The organism is Paenibacillus sp. FSL P4-0113 (assembly GCF_038009305.1).
Lineage (GTDB): Bacteria > Bacillota > Bacilli > Paenibacillales > Paenibacillaceae > Paenibacillus > Paenibacillus polymyxa_D.
The window spans coordinates 1,592,054-1,616,444 of record NZ_JBBPAZ010000001.1; the positions used below are offsets into that span (position 1 = coordinate 1,592,054).

The following is a 24,391-nucleotide window of genomic DNA, read 5'->3' on the forward strand; positions in this document are numbered from 1 at the left end:
CTCTATTTGGATATGAAACTCAATCCTGTGTATAAAACTCATCAGCTCCATAATTGGAGTAACAAAGTTGCTAAAATGACCGTGCCTGCCCCTCCAATACGTGTTGCAATTTGCGCAAAAGGCATCAGTTCCATCCTATTGGATGCAGACAGAATGGCTACATCTCCCGTGCCCCCTAATCCACCGCGACAACTGGTCACCAAAGCAGCTTCTACGGGATACATGTGAATCCATTTTCCTGTGAAGTATCCTGTAACAATCAATGCAACTACAACAGATGCGCAGGTGATGGCATAAGGAACCGTTAAGATCCCAACCACACTATCCAAAGGTACATACAAAATACCCAATCCCACCATCAAGGGCCATGTCAGACTTGCCGTTATACATTTGTATAAGTGAAAAGCTCCCTGCTCCAATGTGTTCGGCATAATCTGAATGCACTTAATTAACGCCGCCGCCAGAATCATGAGGATCGGACCTGGAATATGGAGATACGGCTCCAGCAACTTACCTACAATAAAGAAAGTGCAAGCTAACAGCAGACCTCCTCCCATCAATGGAAAAGAAATCGATTGTTCCAGACTTGCCGGGGCTAGCTTTTCTACATCTTTCTCCAGTTTCAATAACCTCCCGTTACCTGAAGTTTTTGGATTTTTCTCCGCTAATCTCTTCAGAATACCCGCACCTATGATTGCAACAATGTTCCCGATAATTGCAGCGGGGATAAATTGAGACACGAATATTGCCGAATCCTTGCCCAGCACCAATCCATACGAAATGGACAACGGTAAAATGCCTTCCCCAATCCCACCGGAGATAATCGGAATGATGATGAAAAAAAATGTATGATAGGCGCTATAGCCAAAAGCCATACCCACCACCATCCCCACAGCAACAGCTGCAATAGATCCTATAATAATGGGAGCAAAAATTTTGACAATTCCGTTCATCAGCATTTTCCGATCCATACCCAGAATACTCCCAGTTACTAGACATGCGATGTAGAAGTAAAGAAAATTCGAGGTTTTCATAAGCGTGTGTACCGCACCCATCGCAGATGGACTGAACATATTCCAAAATACCATTAACGATGGGACCATAAGAGATAAAATGGCCGGCCCGCCAATATGCTTAAGCAACGGAAGTTTGGCCCCTAGATCACTGAGCAGTATGCCCAAAATCATGATGACGGCAAACCCGCCCAATAGATCGTTCGGAAGTCTTTCAGTAATTGCAGCTGCATAAACAATCAGCGCGATCACGGCATAGAGCGGAAGAGGAATAACTCCCACCTTTACCCTGCCCAGCATTCTGATGCCATCTACAAAATTTTTACTCCATCTTTGCCCCTTCTGAATGACAGGCTGATTCGTAGCATTTTCCATAAGTCTCCCTCCAAAAAGTGAAGAATGATGATCATGTTTCCATTCTACACCTTGGAAAACGCTTTATTTGGTTTTAAAACTAATCATTCACTTTTGTAATTAAAGTAATCGGAAAGAAGACTTATATAAAACTATTCATGATACCTTCTGCCTGTGGTAATATTCGATATTGGTAAACGGGGCGCCCTATGGTACCGTATATGGTTTCCATGGAAAGAGCTTCAATCTCTGTCATAAAAGCCAGGTACTTGCGCATAGACACCCTGGATATCCCTGCGCTCTCCGCAATATCCTCGGTGGAAAATAGCACCTTATGATGCCGCTGGATACAATTCCATATCATAGCCAGCGTGGATTTAGTTATGCCTTTGGGCAACCTTGCCAAGTCTTTAGTCAAGCTTTTATGATAAATGAGTCGGTCCAGCTCCTCCTGAGAAAGTAGACTGCGCTCACGTACGATGCTAATGTGCTCTCGGTACCCCGTGAGGGCCTCCAAAAAACGGTTAAAGTGGAACGGCTTAATCAAGTAATCCACCGCCCCAAAGTTCATCGCTTTTTTGACACTGTTCATGTCACTTGCAGCCGAGATGACAATGACATCTATATTTACACCTGTCTCCCGTATGAATGACAGTAAATCGAGGCCATTGCTTTCCTGCATATACACATCTAGTAATATCAGATCAATGGCTTGTTCAGCTATAAATTTCCTAGCCTCTTCCACAGAAGAAGCCCAACCCCCACATCGAAAACCTTCCACCTGCTCCATATATTTGCGGTTAAATTCCGCAACCATCGGATCATCTTCTACAATCAGGACATTAATCATGTTCATCATTCCCCGCTATAATGTATGGAATCGTAATCTGAAAACAGCATCCTTGCTCGGCTGGGATCAACTTTATACTTCCCTGTAATCTTTTCACGCTTTGCGTCACGAGATAAAGCCCCATCCCTCGTGACTCTCCCTTGGTCGAAAAGCCTTTTTCAAATATAGCCTTCACAAGCCCTTCCGGTATACCCGGACCATTATCGCACATGATACAGGTCAGATAGCCATTCTTGTGGCTTTCCTCATAATAAAGTGAAAGGGTAATCCGCTTGTGCTCCAAAGATTCCATAGCCTCTACCGCATTATCAAACAGATTGCCAAGAATAGTAATCAGTTCATGTGTCGTTTGAGTTTGACTGGATTCGGGCAAGTAACTACCTGGAGTCAGTTCAAAACTTACGCCTACCTCTCTGGCCCGGCTTAATTTTCCCAACACAAACCCTGCCATTACTGGGTCCCTGATCTGCCGGGTGATGGAGCCAATTTCCACTTGATGATGCTCGACGGCATCCATAATGTAATGCTCCAGTTTATCGTACATTCGCAAGTGTACCATTCCCATTATGACATGCAGCTTGTTCATAAATTCATGAGCCTGCGCACGTAGTGCTTCCGTGTACAGGGACACTCCTGTCAAACGTTCTGCCAGCTGGTTCATTTCCGTTTTATCTCGAAAGGTTACAATTGCTCCCACAATTTCCCCTTTGACCCGTATCGGAACACTGGTAGTCAGCAAAGTTATTCCACCCAGCTCCATTTCCTCATCCATTTGTGGAGTACTCGCTTCCAGGACCTCTTGCAATCGAAAAGCGGATAGATAAACGGTAATTTCCTGTCCGGAGAATGAGAAATCTTCAATCCCCGCTTGTCTAAGTAGACGAATCGCTTCTGCATTCATCAGCATGACGCGACCGAATTCATCTACCGCAATAACTCCTTCCTTGATGGATTGCAGCATAGCGCTGCGTTCCTCCAGCAAGCGTGCGATTTCCGGCGGCTCCAGACCGACCAGCATATTTTTGATTTTACGAGCCAGCACTACCGCACCTCCAGTGCCGATCAATATTCCGATGCCAAGGGCGATAGCAATAAGACGGTTGTTGCCTTCCTGAGCCATCTGTACATCTTGCATGGATATACCAACAACAATCGCCCCTACCTGCTTCCCCGTTGAACTGAACACGGGGGAAAAGGCTCGCATGGACAAGCCCAATGTACCCTTCGCAACGGACACGCTCTCATGGCCATGAAGTGCAGTATACTCGTCTCCACCGACAAAAGCTTTGCCGATCATCCTAGCATCCGGGTGCGTTTTACGAATTCCCTTCATATCCATAGCCACGATGAACTGGATGTGATTTGCTACTGAGACCCTCTTTACATACTCCTGCATGGAAAGAGACGAACCTGTCCCTTGCAATTGCTCGACAATAAGCGGCGTATGGGCGAGTGTACGCGCGATGGACATTGCCTTTTCTTCCAGTCCCTTCTCAGTTTCCTGCTCCACTCTCTCCGCAAATAACAGGGTTACAGGCAGAAGCACAAGTGCCATAACTAGACATACTAGCAGTGTAATTAGGCCTCTGAGCTTTAATAGTGGTTTACCCCGACGCAGCTTGAGCTGTACATTTCCGATGGAACTCACCCCTTTCTACTTGATATTAAGTCTCGATAGTTCAACATGCCTATACAAAAATGGTTATGTATGTGTTTACCTGAATATAAAAAAAGGAACTACCCCGCAATTGCGGAATAGTTTCCTTTGATTCATGGTTGAAGCTCCGCGATTTCTAATTGGGCTTAGTCGCCTCGGAAGGCGCGCTTCACACGGTCAAAAAAAGACTGCTCATTCTCATGCGTCTGTTCTCCGCTAAGCGAAGAGAACTGACGCAGCAAATCCTTTTGTTCCTCACTCAGCTTGCTAGGCGTTATCACAACTACCTTAATATGCTGGTCACCCTGACCAACGCCACGCAGTTTTGGCACACCTTTTCCTTTAAGACGGAAGTAAGTACCTGTTTGCGTACCTGCTGGAACTTTCAACTTCACTTTCTCGGTCAACGTCGGGATCTCGACTTCATCTCCCAATGCTGCCTGTGAGAACGTCAGCGGAATTTCGCAGTAGATATCGTCTCCCTCACGCTCAAAGAAGTCGTGCGATTTCACACGGAACACGACGTACAAGTCACCTGCCGGTCCTCCGTTGACACCGCCTTCGCCTTCACCGTTAATACGCATTTGTGCGCCGTCATCCACACCCGCTGGAATGCGAATATGAATTTTACGTTGCTTGCGTACCCGACCGGAACCGCTACAAGTCGTACATTTTTCTTTAATGATTTTACCGGAACCGCCGCAATTAGAGCAGGCGCGTCGATTAACCATACGACCAAACGGTGTATTCTGCACCACTTCTTCCTGTCCGCTGCCGTGGCAGACGGAGCAGGTTTGTGGTTGAGTACCCGCTTTGGCTCCCGTACCGTGACACGTATCACATGTTTCTGTACGTTCAATATGAATGTCGGTTTCTTTACCGAACACCGCTTCCTTGAACTCAATCGTCATCGTATATTGAAGATCGTTCCCACGCTGCGGTGCATTCGGATCACGTCGACCATTGCCGCCGCCACCAAAGAACATATCAAAAATATCGCCAAATCCGCCACCGAAGTCGGCACCACCACCGAAGCCGCCTCCCATGCCCTGGTTCGGGTCTACATGACCGTACTGGTCATATCTTGCCCGCTTCTGACCATCGCTGAGAACATCGTAAGCTTCTTTGACTTCTTTAAATTTAGTTTCCGCGTCCGCAGCCTTGTTCACGTCCGGATGATACTGACGCGCAAGCTTACGGTAAGCCTTTTTGACTTCATCATCCGAAGCGCCCTTCGCGACGCCCAGCACCTCATAATAATCACGCTTATCAGCCAATGTTCCACCCCCATGCCTACAACGTGTCTGCACTACATATAAAAGGAAAGCCAAAGGCACGGGATGACCCGGCTTTGACCTTCCCATCATTTCAAGGCAGTACAACCCGTAATATGCTTATTTATCTTGGAAATAACTGTTACCCTTCGGCTAATTGTTATTTATCAAGGCAGCTACGCTGCAATTACTATTCAGTATATCATAACGCATCGGTGTACCGTAAAGCTACCACTACCCGATCCGTAACTTAGTCTTTCTTCTGGTCTTCGTCAACAACTTCATAGTCCGCGTCAACCACATTGTCACGGCCTTTGCTGTCTGCTGCGCCGTCTTGGCCTTGTTGAGCCTGTGCTTCTTGAGCAGCTTGCTCATACAGCTTTACAGACAATTGCTGAACGATTTCAGTCAGTTCTTCAGTAGCCTTTTTGATATCTTCCAGGTTGTCGGTTTCCAGCGTTTTTTGCAGATTTTCTTTTGCTGCATTTGCTTTTTCGACTTCGCCTGCATCCGCTTTTTCGCCCAGATCTTTAATCGTTTTGTCTACAGAGTAGATCAGTTGATCCGCAGCGTTTTTCGCTTCTACCAAATCTTTGCGTTTTTTATCTTCTTCCGCATGCAACTCGGCATCCTTCATCATACGTTCTACTTCCTCGTCGCTCAAGCCGCTGGAAGATGTGATCGTAATCTTTTGGCTTTTGCCTGTGCCTTTATCTGTAGCGGATACGTTCACGATACCGTTCGCATCCAGATCAAAGGTAACTTCGATTTGCGGTACACCACGTGGTGCTGGAGGGATATCTCCCAATTGGAAGCGACCCAGTGTTTTGTTGCCTGCTGCCATTTCACGTTCACCTTGCAGCACGTGAATTTCTACGCTAGGCTGATTGTCGGCATATGTCGAGAATACCTGCGATTTGCTCGTAGGGATCGTCGTGTTACGATCAATCATTTTAGTAAATACGCCACCTGCGGTTTCAATACCGAGGGACAGTGGAGTTACGTCAAGAAGAACGACGTCTTTCACATCACCAGTCAGTACACCCGCTTGAACTGCCGCGCCCAAAGCTACCACTTCATCAGGGTTTACGCCTTTGTGAGGCTCTTTACCTGTCAGCTTTTTGATTGCTTCTTGTACAGCCGGAATACGTGTGGAACCGCCGACCAGAACGATTTTGTCGATGTCGCTGGCACTCATGCCTGCATCTTTCATCGCTTGACGAGTAGGTCCCAAAGTACGTTCTACCAGACCTTCAGACAATTCTTCAAATTTCGCACGAGTCAGGTTCAACTCCAAATGCTGTGGAACGCCATCAGCTACTGTGATAAACGGCAAAGAAATAGTCGTTGTCAGTACGCCAGACAGTTCTTTTTTCGCTTTTTCCGCTGCGTCTTTCAGACGTTGTACAGCAGCTTTATCTTTGCTCAGGTCAATGCCTTGATCTTTTTTGAACTCATTTACGAGGTAATCAATAATCACTTGGTCAAAGTCATCGCCACCCAGCTTGTTATCGCCGCTTGTTGCTTTAACTTCGAAGAAACCGTCGCCCAGTTCCAGAATGGATACGTCGAATGTACCGCCACCCAGGTCATATACCAGGATCGTTTGGTCTTCGGATTTTTCCATACCATATGCCAATGCAGCTGCTGTCGGCTCATTGACAATCCGCAGAACTTCCAGACCGGCAATTTTACCTGCATCCTTGGTTGCTTGACGTTGACCGTCATTGAAGTAAGCTGGAACAGTGATAACAGCTTGAGAAACGGTTTGTCCCAGGTAAGCTTCAGCATCGGATTTCAGCTTTTGCAAAATCATAGCGGAAATTTCCTGTGCGGAATATTCTTTGCCGTCGATGCTTTCTTTATGATTTGTACCCATGTGACGCTTGATGGACATGATTGTACGATCCGGGTTTGTAATTGCTTGGCGTTTTGCTGTTTCCCCTACAGTACGTTCTCCATCTTTTTTGAAACCAACAACGGAAGGGGTTGTGCGTGCGCCTTCCGGATTTGGAATAACGACTGCTTCGCCGCCCTCCATAACAGCCACACAAGAGTTGGTTGTACCTAAGTCAATACCGATTACTTTGCTCATCGGACAATTCCTCCTTCTGTATATACGAGGCCCGCAGGCCAGAATGGTTGAATCAAAATGATGTATTTCTAATGTCATAATTTTGCAAAATTCGATTCCAGTCGCTCCAAAGTGCAATATTGTTCATTGAAAGTCGCTTATGGGATTTTTGCAAAATCCTCATGTATATTGAAAAAGCTACATGCTCACTTTTACCATCGCTGGACGAAGCACCTTGTCCTTCAGCATGTACCCTTTTTGTACCTCTTCAACAACAATGCCTTCCTCATGCTCTTCGCTCTCCACCTGCATAATAGCCTGATGGAAGTCAGGATTAAACGGTTGTCCCACCGAATTCATGGCCGTTACTCCTTCTGCCTGGAGCACACTCTCAAACTGGCGGAAAATCATTTCCACGCCTTTGCTGAATGACTCAGACTCCGCTCCTTGCGGTGCCGTTGCCAGCGCACGCTCGAAGTTATCCAAAACAGGCACCAACTCGGTAACCAGCTTCATAGATGCATATTTGGCAAGGTCTTCTTTTTCTTTCAGCGTACGACGGCGAAAATTATCAAAATCCGCCTGAGCGCGTAAAAACCGTTGCTGATGCTCTTCCGCCTGAGCGCGAAGCTTATTCAGCTCTGTTTCGCTTTCTTGGTCTTCCAGTGCCGCCGCTTCATTAACCGGCTCTTCCTGCTGGCTCGCTTCGGCGGCTTCCTCTGTGCTTACATTTTGTTTTTTTTCTTCTTGGAACGCTTGTTCTTCCTTCAAAATGTTTCACCTCCTTCAAGTCATAACTACCTTTACAAAAACACGCAACAATGCACCCGCGCAGGATACGAACCGTATCCAGACGCGGAACATGTAGTACCGCAACCTATGCGGCTTTGTTCTATTTAAACCGCTGCGTTAGCATTGCGGTCAAATCCTTAGACAGGATACCCAAAATATTAATAACTCTCGCATATTCCATCCGTGTCGGACCCAGTATGCCTATAGTGCCCAACGCTTCTCCGTCTACTGCATACGTAGCAGTAATCAGGCTGCAATTGGCAAACGCCTCATGATCATTTTCAGTGCCGATGCGGACTTGAATTTCAGGTGCCCCGACAACAGGTGTCATTAGTTTAAGCAGCGTTGGTGTTTCCTCCAGCAGATCGAGAATATGTTTAACCTTTTCTACATCTTTAAATTCAGGTTGATTAAGCATGTTTGTCGCACCGCTCAAATACAAGCGCTGATCCGATTCATTATCCAGTGCTTTATCCAGCACCTTCATAGCGTCCTCAAAATGAGACACATGCTTCTCCATCTCCTGACCAAGTGCGGTGTAAAGGCGTGATTTAAGCTGATAAATCGGCACACCGACCAGCTTGCTGTTCAGTAAATTCACAACCTTCTCCATCTCGGAAATCGAAATTCCCGGTGGAATATCTACCGTTTTATTCTCCACCTGACCGGTATTGGTCACGATTATCGCCACAGCCGTCGTTTCGTTGAGCGGCAGTAGCTGAAAATGACGCAATGAAGTATGAAAAACCTCCGGCCCAAGCAGGATGGAAGTATAATTGGTCATATGGGACAGAATGCCTGACGCATGCTGGATCACTTGCTCCATTACATTCAGCTTTTCGGCATAAAAGGCTTTCAGTTCCCGCATTTCCATAGGCTTCAGTGTATTCAGTGGTACCAGATGGTCCACATAATAACGATAGCCTTTATGAGACGGGATGCGTCCCGCAGAAGTATGGGGTTGCTCCAGATAGCCCTGTTCCTCCAAATCCGACATTTCATTACGGATCGTGGCCGGGCTGAATCCGACATCCTGCCTTTTGGATATGCTGCGGGAACCCACTGGCTCAGCCGAACGAATGTAGTCATCAATAATCGCATTCAGAATGAGTATCTGACGTTCGGTTAACAAGCGAATCCCCCCTTGTTGTTTATCCATAATAGCATGATTGTTAAATGGAATCATTAGCACTCGTTCGCGTTGAGTGCTAACCGATAATACAAAAATACCAAACCGACCTGATCATTGTCAAGTCAGATCAGTATTTTCAATAAACAAGATTTATCACAACAGTTTAGTTTACTGGAATGAATCCAGAACGTTTACACTTTTTCACGAAAAACCTCAATATCCAGCGTATAAAAACCGTATTTATGTATAGTGACACAGAAAATAGAAAAATTCGAGACTATGTCTCCATACCATTATAACTTCTTTGTCCTTGAGGAGGAATTAAATTTGAGAACTAATCGCCGCAACCTTTTATACGCATCGATCGCACTTTTACCTACAATTTGTATGTTTCAGATCGGCAATGCAACATTACGATGATTTAACACTAGCCGATTGGGAAGGATATACACATAGTCCAAGCAGAAGCGGAGAGTCTGAAAGATATGTTGTCGCCTTGTATAAATATAAACACCGAGTTCCATTAGACGGCACTGCATATTTTTATAATGATACTGATTATCATAAGGACCATCCCATAAGAAGCCTGAATGGAATACCTTCCGAGCTGGAGCCTCATCATCAATTCATTTGGTGGTTGCTCAAAACATATGAGAAATAAACCCGCATTAAACAATGTAGGCTGTATAATATACGCATGATTAGGTCCTGATGAAAAAAGAACTGACCTCATTATTGACAGGTCAGTTCAGTACTTTCAACACTGCGATTTCATCACAATTGTTTTGTTTACTACAGTGAATGCAGTCGGTCCATACCTTTTCAGGGAAAATCTCTTTGCTTACTACATCAAAACCGTTTTTTATAAAAAAGGAGACCTCGTAGGTCAATGCCATAATTTTAGGAATACGTTGCCGCCGTGCTTCTATCATAAGGCCCTCCACGAGCTTAGAGCCAATACCCATACCTTTGTGTCCCTCAGAGATGCCAAGGGAGCGAATCTCTACCAGGTCAGCGCCCAATTTGCATAAAGAACCACAACCAACAACTTCGCCGTCCACCTCTGCAACAATAAACAGCTCCAGTTGGCGCGTTAGCACTTCCCTCGAACGTGGCAGCATAATCCCCCGCTCTGCATAGCCGCTAATCATTTGATATAAAGGCTCCACATCCTCAGGAACCGCACTTCTGCACAATACATCTTTACACACTGAAGCCATCTTGCTCTCCTCCTACCGCTTGCCGCATATAATGAATAAATATACAACATCACGCATAGAATCGCAATACTCCATTTACCCTGCTGTGACAGAATGGTGTAATAAAATGATGGTCCCAGCTTACGAAGTTGAAACGCGCTGTATTGAAGCTACGACTTATGAATTTACCGTGATTGAACCAATAAACTCTGCAAATACATCATTTCCGAATAAAATGCCACGTTCACTCAAACGATAACCGTCCTCAATCGATTCGATTAACCCCGCATTGAGCATTTTTCCAAGAGGAGCAGTAAACGTATCCTCCAACGCCTGACCGAATTGAGCTTCAAAGCGAGACTTGGAAACGCCCTCTAGCATTCTCAAACCGACCATAAGAAAATCCTCCATGGCTTCCGCCGCTGGCACCTCAAAGCTATCTAGACGCGGCAAACCATTACGACTAGCCTCCACATAAGGGTTAATGCCCTTAATGTTCATATGGCGCTCTCTGCCAACATATCCATGTGCCCCAGCTCCGAGACCGTAATAGTCCTCATTTCGCCAATAGGTCATGTTGTGCTTGCTCCCCAAGCCTGGTTTTGCGAAATTACTAATCTCATACTGTTCATAGCCCGCTTCTTTCATGCGACGCATGAGGAGTAAGTACATTTCCAGTTCGTCATCCTCATGTGGAAGCGGTAGCTGATTTTTCTGGTACAGCGTGTGGAAAAGCGTGTTTTCTTCAACCTTCAAACTGTAGATAGAGTAATGAGGAAGCTCCAGCTCTAGCGCTCTACTGACGCTTTCATGCAGCATCTCCACCGTTTGATTCGGCAAACCAAACATCAGGTCAATCGACAGGTTGTCCAAGCCAACCTTACGTGCGTTTTCCAAACTACGATATACGTCATCTGTACTGTGAATACGACCTATGCCTGTGAGTAGCTCATTCTGAAAAGCCTGTACGCCAAAGCTGAGTCGATTGACGCCGCCTTCTTTCATCACAGAGAGTTTTTCAAAATCAGTGGTACCTGGATTAGCTTCCATGGAGAACTCAATATCTTCCGCCCAATGCGGGAAGTAGGTTCGGACGCTCTTCAGGAAATATTCCATTTCTTTCGGATTTAGGGTAGTTGGTGTTCCACCCCCGACAAAAATGGTTTTAATCTCTCCTGGTGGGTGAAGCTTAACTGTATGTTCCATCTCCCGTTCCAGTGCATACAGATATTCCATAACAGGTTGATCCTTGAGCACATAAGAGTTGAAATCACAGTAAAAGCATTTATTCGTGCAAAAAGGTATATGCAGGTAAACCGCTTGAGGCGCGGATGAATGTTCATGTTTTTGTATGGATGCGGTCATACCGATCCTCCTTGTCAATTCAGGGAATAGTGAAAAAATGCGCCGAGGTCTCGACAACCGCTTCGTGTTCCATTTGATCTTCTGATCGCTGTTACTCCCCAATTTTCTATTGGTTAGAATTGGGGAGTAAAGGCGAACACTACGCTTCTCCAGATTCAAATGGACCACTTCGCTGCTGCCTACCACCATCGATCATTTTTTTTGTGATGTAGGTGTTGCAGTAAGAGTAAAGCATCTATAGAAATACGCTAAAGATACTGTTGTTATACTATTTTTGCAACTGAGATAACAAACACTCCATCTCTGGATAGCTTGCTCAAATAAATAACGTCCATTCTACATGCACGGCAAATGCCCCATGAAAGAATGGACGAATACTTCAAACAACTTTACTCATCTATTTTCAGTACCGCCATAAATGCTTCCTGAGGTACTTCTACGTTACCGACCTGCTTCATACGCTTTTTGCCCTCTTTTTGCTTTTCAAGCAGCTTCCGTTTACGAGAAATATCGCCGCCATAACATTTGGCCAAGACGTTTTTACGCATCGCCTTAACGGTTTCACGCGCCACAACCTTTGTTCCTACAGATGCCTGGATCGGCACCTCAAACATTTGACGCGGAATTAGCTCGCGCAGCTTCTCACAGATAATACGTCCGCGATGATAAGCCCGATCTCTATGCACGATGAACGACAGTGCATCGACCTGCTCGCCATTCAACAAAATATCCATTTTCACCAGGTTGGACTGGCGATAGCCTGAAATCTCATAATCAAAGGAAGCATAGCCTTTGGTACTTGATTTAAGCTGATCGAAGAAATCATATACGATTTCAGACAGTGGAATTTGATACGTAATGGTTACCCGTGTCGTATCCAGGTATTCCATATTTACGTACTCACCACGTTTGGTTTGACAAAGCTCCATCACCGTACCTACGTAATCATTAGGGACGATAATGCCTGCTTTTACATAGGGCTCTTCCACATGTTCAATCCGTCCGATTTCCGGATAATTCGATGGATTGTCGATCTGGATCGTTTCCCCATTCGTCAACTTTATGCGGTAAATAACACTTGGTGCCGTTGTAATCAGCGGAATGTTAAATTCACGTTCAATCCGTTCCTGGATAACGTCCATATGAAGCAGACCAAGGAAGCCGCAACGGAAGCCAAAACCCAACGCGCTTGATGTTTCCGGCTCAAAACTGAGCGAAGCATCGTTCAGTTGTAACTTTTCAAGCGCCTCACGCAGATCGTTATACTCCGATGTTTCGATTGGATACAAGCCGCAGTATACCATCGGATTAATTTTCCGATAACCTGGCATCGGTTCTAATGTTGGATTTTTTGCATCTGTCACTGTATCCCCGACACGCGTATCACCCACATGCTTGATACCGGCAACGATAAAGCCAACATCACCGATGTTCAGCTCGTCCACGATGTTCATACGCGGCATAAAAGCACCAACTTCAATAACCTCAAACGTTTTGTCAGTCGCCATCATTTTAATTTTCGAACCGGCTCGGATACTACCATCCACAACGCGAACATATACGATAACGCCTTTATAAGGATCATAGTGCGAATCGAAAATGAGTGCCTTGAGCGGATTATCCGGATTACCTTGCGGAGCAGGCACACTTCTGACCACCTGTTCCAAAATTTCTTTGATGCCGATTCCAGCTTTGGCTGAGGCATGTACGGTCTCGCTCGTATCCAAGCCGATAACATCCTCGATTTCCTGCTTTACCCGCTCAGGATCAGCACTTGGCAAATCAATCTTGTTAAGCACCGGCAAAATCTCCAGATTGTTGTCCAACGCCAAATATACGTTAGCCAACGTCTGTGCCTCGATTCCCTGCGCGGCGTCTACTACCAGCAAAGCACCTTCACAGGCTGCCAAACTACGGGATACCTCATACGTAAAATCGACGTGTCCCGGTGTATCAATCAAATTCAAAATGTACTCTTCGCCGTCATCGGCCTTATAAGTGAGTCGCACTGCCTGGAGCTTGATCGTAATTCCGCGCTCCCGTTCCAGCTCCATCTGGTCAAGCACTTGCTCCTGCATTTCACGGGAAGTGAGTGCACCGGTATATTCTAGAATCCGGTCAGCCAGCGTGGATTTACCATGGTCTATATGTGCAATGATACTAAAGTTCCGAATTTTACGTTGTCTTGCCAAAATGTCAGTCATGCCTTACCCCCACACAATGCCTAGTGTCAATCAGCTTATTATAGCAGTTGTAAGGGGGGTCAGCAATATTTCTATTCTGTTACTCCATCAAATACAGATACGACCCATCGAATGCCCTGTCTCGACAGGTTTTGAAGCAACCCAGCTGTTTTGTCCGCCATGGTATCCACCGAGGCTTGCTGTCCCTTGACGGCTAGCAGTTCACGCGGTGTCTCCAGACCCTGAGTATTGACATGTTGCGCAGTCGTCGAATACCATCTGGATGCTCCGAGCTGCGTCTGTTCCTCATTTTCTTCTCTTCCACTAGCTTCATTTATACCCGCTTCCGTTTTCGGCTCAACCTTAACATTCCTACTCGTGCTATACGTACCGCTATATGCACGACCGTTAGCTGCGGGTGTATCCTCAATAACCGTCTGTTCATATGCAATTTTCTGTTGATTTACCGATTGAATCGTATCCCCTCCGTTCCATTCCGGCCCATACACTGAACGCAGACCAGATCCTGCCAGTTGCATACCAAGAAGAATACCTGCCCCCATAAGCAGTACAAATCCAAGTGCTTTCTTACGAAAATGTCCAGACATTACCTTCCCCCCTTACTGCTACCTCATTTAATTATCGCTGTTGCTCTTTTTTGTATCCGATACATTAGTGCCCGCTTTCTGAGCTTTCTGATCTTCCCAATACACTTCACCGATCATGTCCGCCAAAACGTCCGAGGTCCGTTTCAACTCCTCCTCGGTGTTATCAATACCCCCGATTTCAATTAAAATGCTATGCGAAGACAAGCTTTGATTGTATTCACCGTTGTTGCCTTTGCCACCATCTTTCCCCCATACACCACGTGATACGCCATGATACGATTTTTCCAGCTTTTCATGAATACGAGCAGCAAAAGCTTCATTTTCGCGCCAATTTTTGTTGTCATGTCCGATAATAAAATACACCTTGGCATAAGAAAGTCCATTAATGGTTGCTGTTGTTTTTCCATGACGTTGTGAATCCCGATGGATATCAAGCAAATAAGTTAAACCTTTATTTCCAGCTAAAGCTTCCTTAACCGTTTCGCGTGAATATTTATAGGAATAGTTCCAATTGTAATTTTGAACTGTAGTAGCATAATCCTTGTTTACATGCAGTGTGGATATCCCTTGCTTTTCCAGCCTCTTCTTTACAAAGTCCCCTACCCTTGACACATTCGCTGATTTAGAACCTGAATTGGGATTGGAACTAGTTTTGCTGAGTAGTGGGTTATATGCTTCTCTGGGATGAGAATGGTAGATTAATATGCGCTTGTCCCCTTTGGCCGTATCACCTGGATGATCCTCACGTACCGGATCTGTTTCCGGCGTTGTCGGAATATTCGGCGTGTTAGTCGGTGGGTTCTCAGATGCATCTGAGCCACCAGGAGCATCCGTCGTTCCCTGATCGGGCTGATAATCCGTAGGACCCTCTACCTTGATGTTCCCCGAACCCTTGCGCAGCAAGACAGGTGCTCCTGCAGACATGCCAGGAATCTCACGAGAAATGAGACTTTTGGGATCCTGCGGATTAATGCCTGTAAGCATCTGAAAAACAAAAGGCGACCATTGTTCACCCGACAACGAAGATTGCTGCTTCTTTTGTGCCAAATGAGGTACTTCCATACCTAGCATATCCGCAAAAAAACCGCTGGACACCGAGCCTGCCAATCCTTTCATCGAAGAAACAGGAGATGTTTGTAGACGATTTTCTGCCAATCCCCCTAGCCCCAAAATGACAAATAAAAGCGCCGAGCCCATGATCAGCAGCACAAGCGTATGTCCCATCGCCAAAATTTCGATCCCTTTTCTTCTCCATCTTCCGACGTTCCAGGTCTGAATTTTTTTCATGTGAGCCTTGTCCTCCTTCGTCCCGTCGAAACCCGCTTTATACTTGGAACATAGGGTTCCTATCTGCTGCGGAAATCTCTTATATTTCAACTCTATGAACGGAGAACAATTACTAGAACACAAAAAATCTCTACCACAGGTATATCACCTCCCTTTTTGAAAGAGATTAGATTCCTGTTAAATAGAGACTTTTGTGGGAAATACGATTTTATCAACCCTTGATTAATGCGTATATGCGGCGACATTGCCAGGATCCACAGCTTCGTGCAGAGCAGCGTTCAATCCAGTAGCAATGATGTTCGCGATATCTTCAATAAATTCATCAATTTCTTTAGGAGTCACAATCAGATCATGTCCCAGCGGTTGCAGTACCTCTCTCACCAGCCCAAGTCTCTCAGGTTCTGAAATATCGTCCAGCATCCCCAGGATTGCTTTTGTAGAAGCCTTTTCTTTGGTAAAATGTGTTTTCATCAGTTCAATTACGTTATTGACAATGGTCGAAGCGTAGCATACCGTTGGAACGCCGATAGCGATACACGGAACACCCATAATATCCTTGGTGATACCGCGCCGCTTGTTGCCAATACCTGAACCCGGATGTATCCCGATATCGGCCACCTGAATGGTCGTATTGACACGCTCCAGTGAACGTGACGCCAGTGCGTCAATGGCAATAATCAGTTCTGGCTTTGTGCGATCCACGATGCCTTGAACGATTTCACTGGACTCAATCCCCGTAATACCCAGGACACCCGGCGCAATTGCGCTCACATCCCGATAGCCCGGGTTGATTTGATCAGGTGTCAGTTCAAAAAATTGACGAGTCACCATCAAATTCTCAACGACAAGCGGACCCAGTGAATCGGGAGTGACGTTCCAGTTGCCCAGACCTACCACCAGTACCTTTGCCGTATTAGAAATCCCTATTTTTTGTATAAAATGCTCCATTTCTTTTGCAAATGCAATAGCTACACGTTGCTGGAGCCCCGTATTGCCTTCACGCAAGCCGGGTACTTCCAGTGTAACGTAATGCCCTTGTACCCGCCCGATACGGTTGGCTCCTTCTTCATTCAGTACATCCAGCCGTGTGATTTTGATTCCGTCATCTTCCTCCACGTTCTCACTTATGCCCGCCAGAGGTACAGGCTGATCCCGTTCGGCCAATTCTCTTGCCTCTAATGCCAAATCCGTGCGTACCGCGTACTTCTGCAAATCCAGATCCATCTTTTGAGCCTCCTTGGATGCCATCTTTGACTATAGTGTGCGAGACACCCAACAGGTTTATGCACATCCATTTTCATCCTGTAATTCGCATCGCCTCAGAATGTTTTCTTATTGCAATTTGAGGTGTGGCATGCTAAAATATTTTAAGTTGTGAAACGTTTGTGTTCATAAGTAATGCCTTTACAGGAGGTGAATGTAATGCCAAACATCAAATCCGCTATCAAACGCGTTAAAACTAGCGACAAACGCCGTGCGTTGAACGCTTCCCAAAAATCCGCGCTTCGTACAGCAGTAAAAGCTGCCGATACAGCGTTGGTAGGTAACGAAGCTGAAACTGCTGCTGCTGCTTTCAAAGTAGCTTCCCAAAAGCTGGACAAGGCTGTAACTAAAGGTCTGATCCACAAAAACGCAGCTGCTCGCAAGAAATCTCGCTTGGCGAAAAAACTTAACGCTCTTACAGCTCAAGCGTAAGCAAGAGCTACTTTCATACGTTAATGAAAAAAACCTGACCAGCCTTGGCTGATCAGGTTTTTTTAGTTTATAACTTTTATTTGTTTACAGCATCAGCATTCTGCGCTACATAAGCTGACTCTATTAGCAGCACATGAGTGGAATTAGATCGAAGCCCCCGCACCCATTTTCATCAAAAATAGCTCCAGTCCCAGTACCTTGTCAACGACACCTGTTTTCATATGATAATCCAGCTCGCCCAATTCGTAGAGAAGCTGACGTAGCTGCTCAGGGCGGAACCTCCGCGCTTGGTCCCCCGCAACTTTCACCCCATAAGGATGCAAACTAAGCTGACTCGCAATTTGTTGCTGGGAATAGCTTTGACCTGCCAGTTCTTTGACCTGCAACATAATACGGAACTGTCGCGTGATCAAAGCGGCAATCTTGATCGGTTCCTCTTTTTGCTTAAGCAACTCATAAAAAATACTGAGCGCCTTATCCAGCCGCAAATTAGCCAGATCCTCAACCATCGCAAATACGTTTTGCTCTGTGTTACGAGGCACCAGGGATTCAATATCAGCGGATGAAATCGTTCCCTGTGCTCCTGCGTATAAACACAGCTTGTCTATCTCGGCAGCCAAGGATTGCAGCCCAGTACCTGTGAATTGAATGAGGCTTTCAGCAGCTCCTGCAGCCAATTGCACTTCTCTTTCTCCTGCACGCTTATGGATCCAAGCCACAAGATCATCTCCACCCATTGGAGCAAAGGCAATAACCGAAGCATCACTTTTTAGCTTTTTGACAATCTTTTTCCGTTCATCCAACTTTTCAGCCTGAACCGTAAAAACGATGACGCTATAGTCAGTCGGGTTATCCATATAAGTCAACAGCGTCTCAAGCCGGTGCTCTATCTTACCGCTATCTTTGCCTGCTGCAAATACACTGGTATCCCGTACAATAATCAGCTTCTTTGGCACAAGAAAAGGCGCTGTTTCCGCCTCCTCCACGACCACCTCAATTGGCGTTTCGGTTAAATCATAAGGAATGATGGCGAAGTCACGATGCTCCTCTTCCACCACTTTCTCTTTAAGCATCTCAACAAACTGCTTCATTTGGTATTTTTCACTACCGTATAGCAAATACACTGGCGAAATGTCACCTTTGCGAATAGCCTTAGAGGCTGTTTTTACATCCATTTTCCGTTCCCCCCACCCACTGATCGTACCTGACATCCGAGCGGAAGGCAAGTCATGACACAAACGAAGGGACCCTACCTATAGGCAGGATCCCTTCACCACCATCTATATCAACACGGCAGCAGAAAGCTCTAGAAACTTTCGGCCGTCGGGATACGACGTCGGTTCATATAGTTTATTCCCTGTTTTTAAAAGTGTGTCAACTTCGGGAAACTATTTTCCAGTGCTGCGCGGAACGGTGTACGTATATTTACTTGCAGTCCCATCCTGCTCCGTCTCATACATAAAGGTCTGGCTGTCTTCCGACCAGCTTCCTTTGACCCAGGCACCTTTTAGAGTACGGACTTCCAGTGTTGTTCGGTCTACACCGTTATCGGAAAGCTTATACACTTTCAGCTTTTTGCCCTCAATAGCCACCGCATAGCTACCATCAGGCGAGTTGAGCTGATCTGTAGAGGCAGATTGGGCACTATAGTTGGAAGCATTATTGTTGTCCGGAGAGACCAGTGAATTAGATACAAAGCCTTCTTTACGAACCGGGTCTTGTGACACGGATGATTGCTGATCATTAGAAGCTGCATTGCTGCTATCCGTTCCCAAGGCATTGCCCGAATCCTTGGTGATGCTTCTGGAAGTCGCTTCTTTCGACGCTTCATTTGACGCAATTCGATCCTGTACCTTCAAATCCTGACTAAGCGACGAAGATGAATCATTCGTACTTGTGTTACCATTATTATCGTCCTGAGCAGTACCCGCTAGGGGTGCTTTTTCCATTTTCGGTTCCAACTGTTCATCAGGAGCAATCGTGGATTGATCAGATTTTTCCTGACTTAGCTGTTTGTCCTCAGATTTAGGAGCATCTCCAGCAGACGGATTTTCCTTTGTCACCTGACGATCCGTACGTAGCTGTCCATGCCCTTCATCCTGACGAGAAGAATGTTCGGCTTGTGCAGACTTCGTCGAATCTTCCTCCCCAGCTCGCTGATCGTCACGTTCCCCAGCATCCCGTTTGGAAGAGTTCTTTTCATCGTCTGCATTAGTTGCACCTTGTTTGCTCAGGCCAGGATCTTTATCCGCAGGTGGCTGAGATGCATCCGTTTCTTGCCCCTGCTCTGACGGCTGCTTTGTAGAATCCGAACCAATGGCTGTATCATGTCCTCCACTGCCATTGGCTGTACCTGGAAGAGTTTCCGTCTGATTCTGCGGATTCGTCACTTCGGGCGACTGGGTAGTAAGTATGCCTTCCGCATCTTGTACTGTTTTAGGCTCGAAGTTAAATACTACAATCCCCAGTACAACAGCAGCGGCAGCCACGCCTATAGCAGCGCGCCCAGCCATTCGATTCCACCAAGGTATAGGCTGGGTACGTTGTCTAGGCACTGGTCCAGGCTCTACAGCCACAGGCTGCATTTCCTGAAGCGCACTTCCCTGCTCTTCACGTGCGCGGTCAATGGCATCAAGCTGAGGCAGGATGGAATCCACCAGGCTGAACGCCGGGGAAACCGCAGGCAATTCCTCCAGCTCGCGAGAGAGTGTCTGAAGAATAAGAAATTTTTCCGCACAGTCCGGGCAAGTCGCAATATGGTTCATTAATTGGGACGTCTCTTCTTCGCCCAGCTCATGATCCACATAACGCTGCATCCAATCCATCACCTCTTCCCCACACTTCATCCTGATACACCACCTTTCTGATATTCCTGAAGTAGCCCTTGCAATTGCTGTCTTGCACGATATAAGTATGACTTGACCGTATTTAGCGGCAAATCCAGAGAATCTGCAATCTCGTTATAGGAGAAATCCTGCAAATATCTTAAGACAATTACCGTCCGGTGGTGCTCCGGAAGCTGTTGTATAGCCTCACGAACATCCTGTGCCATGTAAGAGGTCAACACCTCGACCTCCACATTTTGGGGATCGTTGAATATCATGTCGTGCTCGTCAATGGAAACCGAGGGCTTCGTTCTTCTGAATTTGTCGATGCATATATTCGTTACAATGCGTTGGACCCAGGTTTTAAACTGCGCTTTTTCCTCATAAGAGTTAATTTTGGAATAGATCCGTATGAGGGCTTCTTGTGAAGCATCCATGGCGTCCTGCTCATTGTTTAGAATGTAATATGCCGTACGGTACACATGCTGTTCTATCTCTCTTAATAGGGTAATGAGAGCGTCGCGATCGCCCGATTGAGCGGCTCGAATGAGTCCCTGCTCTACCACAAAGGATCCCCCTCTCCCTGCAATATTACAGACGTATCCCTTTTACAAATTGTTGCAGGATAGACGTCTGACACTAATTTTATTTTTTCAACAAAAAAAATTATACCAAAAAGCCCAGAATCCCCAGCGTATCCTCCCTTAGAATAACAGAAAAAGGGAAGGTAGTCACCTTCCCTTAGCTCCTACTACATCTAATTGCTAGCCTATCGAGCTGCAATATCATATTGTTACTTCTTGGAAATCAAAAAATCCGATATGCATTCTAATTGATAAGTCAGAGCAAGATCTTGAAAATAAAAATCTTCGATTGAGTATTGATATACTTTACCTGATTTAACGGCAGAAAGGTTCTTCACACGCTTTTAGATAAAATATCTTTTCCTTGGCTGCTCCATCACCTCTAATACCCAACATTAAATAAGAAGAGTAATTGTACCTTTATCACTTTCATATGTACGCGTGGCAGCTTCATCTCCAGTTGATGTGGTCTTGGCAGCAGCCGATTGACCGCTTTCCGTTGCAGTCTCACCCCCACTTGTAGCATTGCGCTCAATACCAGCATTAACGAAATGATGAACAAACAAGCTGAAGCTCTAAATTTAAAATAACTCACAATATTTTCCCTATTAATAATGATTCTCATTTTCATAGCTCATTTGATTCTATCAAAGCTTACAGCTACTGTCCATGTAGATTGGATTCAAAGCAAACAACACACTCCTAAGAGTGAGCACCCGTTTTAGTGTGTTGTTGTATTCGTATCTGTTTTGTACTGTTTGCGTTGGTACCGCACACTCAGTTTTCCTGGCTGTGCTCGAATCTGTATCTCTCCCATCGTATCGGTTCGATATATAGCAGAATCAACTGCTGACAAACGTTCCAATACCGCTTCATTCGGATGTCCGTAAGTATTGGTCGCACCGACCGAAATGACAGATACTCTCGGTCGCCAGTAGGATAACCACTCTTCCGAGGTAGAATACTTGCTGCCGTGATGTGCTATTTTCATGACATCTATAGCATTCCTTGCCCCTCCCGTTGCTCCCTCATCTTTCAAACGGAATGAAGAAGGGGTTAATTCAGCAAGCAACAATGACTCTGCTGCATCATCCATATCTCCTGTGAACAAAAAGGAGGCTCCCTCCATCTCCAATATCATGGCAACAGAGTAATGATTTTGTTCCTTCATAACAGGCAGCTGTTCAGATTCGTTATCCGGTAGCGTAAACGGATAGAGAAAGCGGATTTTCGTAGCCTGGTCTGGTTCCCATTCCATGCTATGATGTGCCCCGTACAGCTTGATCTGCTTATCTAAAGCCGTGTTCAACAGCTTACGGAATGGAGCTTTATCTGTCAGGGTACCATTAAAAAACAAGGTAGATACGGGAATCTGGTCAAGCACAGCTTGTAATCCTCCGGCATGATCATGATCTCCGTGTGTTAAAATGACAGCATCTAGTCGATGCACACCTCGTTGCTTTAGTAAGGGTACAAGCGTATCTTTACCTACCTCGTAGGGATCTGCACGCTTGCGCCAAGCATTTTTCCCTGTTGCAAAGTCCATTGTCCCCCCGCCATCAACCAAGATATGTTTCCCGCCCGGCGTTGTGATTAAAATGCTGTCACCTTGGCCCACATCCAGATATTGAACAATTCCCGTATTCCCCTCACCAGGAGATTGGTAACCTGTATACAATATTCCAAGCCAAGCAATAACACTTAGAGCCAGTGCCAAATTACGATAACCATTCCACTGTCGACGCGCAAATCTCCCTGCTCCCTCAGGTTCAAGAGCCGTATGCACTATAGCCGCCCACTCTGAAGAAGCTGCTAATCCTGTATAGATAGTTGATGAATTGGGAGTAGAGTCCAAGACGGTAATGTCGTTCGTTTTTCTGCGGGATGTCAGCCACGTTGTGAGCCAGTACAAAACACTGTACAAAGCTACGTAATACGCTATGACCCACAGAATGGAGGAAGACGGCCAATTACTCACATAAGCATCATCCACATTCAGCCATTTTACTAGTAAAAAAGTCAAATCGTTCAATTGCTCTGCCGGCCAAGCAAAAATGCGAGCCCCATCCCCCCACAAAAAGGCAACTCCCATCGCCACCGTACCCAATGGAAGGACGATATATGTAATAAGGGGTACAAGCACAAAATTGGCCGCAAATGATAGCAGCGAAAATTGATTAAAGTAGAATACCGTCATTGGAAACGAAACAAGCTGTGCCGTAATTGTAATCGCAACTTCACCGCCGATCAGGAAAGGCCATTTGGCGAAAAACGGCTTCATAAGCGGCATATAAATGAGCAACCCACCTGTCACCAAAAAGGAAAGCTGAAAGCTGACGCTAAGTAGATAATATGGATTCCAAATCAGCATGAGCAGCGCGGATATACTTAGAATATTAAGTCCGTCTTTGAGCAACCCTCGTCGGGCTGCAAACAAGCCGATCATCGCCATAATTCCTGCCCTCACAACAGAGGCAGAAGCACCAGTCAGCAGGACATAAGCCGGAATGAGTATCATCACGACCGTAAGAGATGTCTCGCGGCTAACTCGTAACAGCCTGAGTAGATATAATAGTGTAGCTGCATATACCGCCACATGCATGCCCGATATTGCTAAAATATGCGTTAAACCAAGCTGCGTAAACTCGTTATAGGTTGCTGGGTCCAACTCATCTGTTACCCCAAGTACCAGTCCTTTCATATATCCTGCGTGATGAAGCGATGTAAATGCCAGTTCCATTCTCTGTCCTAGCTGCTCCCTAAGCTGGTCATTCCACCTGAACAAAGTGTAGCGGTTCCATAGTGAAGCATCCTGCTTCTGTAACGAGGCTGCCCCATCGCCTTTGAAAAACCAGTGGATTTCCTGTGTGTGCAGGTATTCACTGTAATCAAAGCCACCAAAGTTCCCCGCTTTTGCAGGAGCCTTTAAGGTGCCACGCAGTAGGATCGCATCTCCACGTTGCCATGCTGCCGCAAGTTGCTGTTCCTGCTTGGCAGCCAACTTGATATGAACAATGACCTGTTCAGAAATTGGTGCACGATTCTCGTCCTTGTTCGAATGATTTCCGAAGTGATTGATTGAAGTAACTCTCATCTCAAACTGTGTTCGATCACCATCTACCTGCACTTCAGAAGCGATAAACCCTGCTGCTTGAACAGGCATGTCTTCCACCATAGATGACGATACATGAAGAGCATCGGGAATACTGCTAACATTATGCATATCATGCCAAAACCAATGAAATCCACCTCCGCTGAATACAAGCCAAAGTAACACCATATGCCGGATGGGGATTTTCATCAATAAAGCTATAAGCGGAAAGATCAGAGTAATCCCCGCCCAGAGTAACAAAAGCATACGTCCAGAATACAGACATGCTCCTGCACTTCCTGTAATCCAACAAACAGTAAGGGTCAATATAGGTCTAGTTAACACAAGCTTAGCTTGAATACGATCACCTTCCGGTAGCAAACATTGCTTTCTGTTTAAAAACACAAA

At 45.8% G+C, this 24,391-nt stretch carries 19 protein-coding genes; 1 reads left to right on the plus strand and 18 read right to left on the minus strand.

Annotation, left to right across the window (positions count from 1 at the left end):
• Positions 1 to 41: 41 nt before the first annotated feature.
• The 13 genes from MKX46_RS06570 to gpr form a co-directional block, all read right to left on the minus strand.
• Positions 42 to 1,388: a 2-hydroxycarboxylate transporter family protein gene (locus MKX46_RS06570; protein ID WP_318627849.1), complete on the minus strand. Its 1,347-nt coding sequence runs from the start codon at positions 1,386 to 1,388 to the stop codon at positions 42 to 44.
• Between the two features lie 121 nt (positions 1,389 to 1,509).
• Positions 1,510 to 2,217, minus strand: a complete 708-nt coding sequence (gene dcuR / locus MKX46_RS06575) for a two-component system response regulator DcuR (RefSeq protein WP_029515353.1) — start codon at positions 2,215 to 2,217, stop codon at positions 1,510 to 1,512.
• Entirely contained in the window at positions 2,210 to 3,865 is a 1,656-nt protein-coding gene (dcuS, locus tag MKX46_RS06580; protein WP_080658565.1) for a DcuS/MalK family sensor histidine kinase, read from the minus strand. Before dcuS ends, dcuR begins: the two co-directional genes overlap by 8 nt.
• A gap of 155 nt (positions 3,866 to 4,020) precedes the next feature.
• A complete protein-coding gene (gene dnaJ / locus MKX46_RS06585) occupies positions 4,021 to 5,151 on the minus strand; it encodes a molecular chaperone DnaJ (RefSeq protein WP_029515355.1) in 1,131 nt (376 codons plus the stop codon).
• Between the two features lie 247 nt (positions 5,152 to 5,398).
• Positions 5,399 to 7,243: a molecular chaperone DnaK gene (gene dnaK / locus MKX46_RS06590; RefSeq protein WP_029515356.1), complete on the minus strand. Its 1,845-nt coding sequence runs from the start codon at positions 7,241 to 7,243 to the stop codon at positions 5,399 to 5,401.
• Between the two features lie 177 nt (positions 7,244 to 7,420).
• Entirely contained in the window at positions 7,421 to 7,993 is a 573-nt protein-coding gene (grpE, locus tag MKX46_RS06595) for a nucleotide exchange factor GrpE (RefSeq protein WP_341071011.1), read from the minus strand.
• A 121-nt stretch (positions 7,994 to 8,114) separates the two neighbouring features.
• The gene (hrcA, locus tag MKX46_RS06600; protein ID WP_341071012.1) at positions 8,115 to 9,146 is read right to left on the minus strand and encodes a heat-inducible transcriptional repressor HrcA; all 1,032 of its coding nucleotides are present in this window, start codon (positions 9,144 to 9,146) and stop codon (positions 8,115 to 8,117) included.
• A gap of 743 nt (positions 9,147 to 9,889) precedes the next feature.
• Positions 9,890 to 10,366: an N-acetyltransferase gene (locus MKX46_RS06605; RefSeq protein ID WP_029515360.1), complete on the minus strand. Its 477-nt coding sequence runs from the start codon at positions 10,364 to 10,366 to the stop codon at positions 9,890 to 9,892.
• A gap of 156 nt (positions 10,367 to 10,522) precedes the next feature.
• Positions 10,523 to 11,710, minus strand: coding sequence for a radical SAM family heme chaperone HemW (gene hemW / locus MKX46_RS06610; RefSeq protein ID WP_029515361.1), 1,188 nt, complete (start codon positions 11,708 to 11,710; stop codon positions 10,523 to 10,525).
• A 389-nt stretch (positions 11,711 to 12,099) separates the two neighbouring features.
• On the minus strand, positions 12,100 to 13,914 hold the full coding sequence (lepA, locus tag MKX46_RS06615) for a translation elongation factor 4 (protein WP_029515362.1): 1,815 nt from the start codon (positions 13,912 to 13,914) through the stop codon (positions 12,100 to 12,102).
• Positions 13,915 to 13,985: 71 nt separating this feature from the next.
• Positions 13,986 to 14,501 carry a hypothetical protein gene (locus MKX46_RS06620; protein ID WP_341071013.1) on the minus strand — a complete coding sequence of 172 codons (516 nt, stop codon included), beginning with the start codon at positions 14,499 to 14,501 and terminating at the stop codon, positions 13,986 to 13,988.
• 27 nt (positions 14,502 to 14,528) lie between these two features.
• The gene (locus MKX46_RS06625; protein ID WP_029515364.1) at positions 14,529 to 15,788 is read right to left on the minus strand and encodes a stage II sporulation protein P; all 1,260 of its coding nucleotides are present in this window, start codon (positions 15,786 to 15,788) and stop codon (positions 14,529 to 14,531) included.
• Between the two features lie 222 nt (positions 15,789 to 16,010).
• The gene (gene gpr / locus MKX46_RS06630; protein WP_341071014.1) at positions 16,011 to 17,012 is read right to left on the minus strand and encodes a GPR endopeptidase; all 1,002 of its coding nucleotides are present in this window, start codon (positions 17,010 to 17,012) and stop codon (positions 16,011 to 16,013) included.
• Positions 17,013 to 17,210: 198 nt separating this feature from the next.
• Between gpr and rpsT the strand changes: the two genes are divergently transcribed.
• Positions 17,211 to 17,483 (plus strand): 30S ribosomal protein S20, encoded by a 273-nt coding sequence (gene rpsT, locus MKX46_RS06635; protein ID WP_013311181.1) that lies wholly within the window; start codon positions 17,211 to 17,213, stop codon positions 17,481 to 17,483.
• Positions 17,484 to 17,626: 143 nt separating this feature from the next.
• Here rpsT and holA read toward each other — a convergent pair whose 3' ends face one another.
• The 5 genes from holA to MKX46_RS06660 all read right to left on the minus strand — a co-directional run bounded on the left by holA (position 17,627) and on the right by MKX46_RS06660 (position 24,269).
• A complete protein-coding gene (gene holA, locus MKX46_RS06640) occupies positions 17,627 to 18,658 on the minus strand; it encodes a DNA polymerase III subunit delta (RefSeq protein WP_029515366.1) in 1,032 nt (343 codons plus the stop codon).
• A 213-nt stretch (positions 18,659 to 18,871) separates the two neighbouring features.
• Positions 18,872 to 20,329 (minus strand): zf-HC2 domain-containing protein, encoded by a 1,458-nt coding sequence (locus MKX46_RS06645; protein WP_341071015.1) that lies wholly within the window; start codon positions 20,327 to 20,329, stop codon positions 18,872 to 18,874.
• Complete coding sequence (locus tag MKX46_RS06650) at positions 20,326 to 20,874, minus strand: RNA polymerase sigma factor (RefSeq protein WP_013311184.1); 549 nt, start codon at positions 20,872 to 20,874, stop codon at positions 20,326 to 20,328. The genes MKX46_RS06645 and MKX46_RS06650 overlap by 4 nt, the downstream gene beginning before the upstream one ends.
• A gap of 739 nt (positions 20,875 to 21,613) precedes the next feature.
• A complete protein-coding gene (locus MKX46_RS06655; protein WP_341071901.1) occupies positions 21,614 to 24,187 on the minus strand; it encodes a ComEC/Rec2 family competence protein in 2,574 nt (857 codons plus the stop codon).
• The gene (locus tag MKX46_RS06660) at positions 24,117 to 24,269 is read right to left on the minus strand and encodes a hypothetical protein (protein ID WP_238794850.1); all 153 of its coding nucleotides are present in this window, start codon (positions 24,267 to 24,269) and stop codon (positions 24,117 to 24,119) included. The genes MKX46_RS06655 and MKX46_RS06660 overlap by 71 nt, the downstream gene beginning before the upstream one ends.
• Positions 24,270 to 24,391 lie beyond the last annotated feature (122 nt).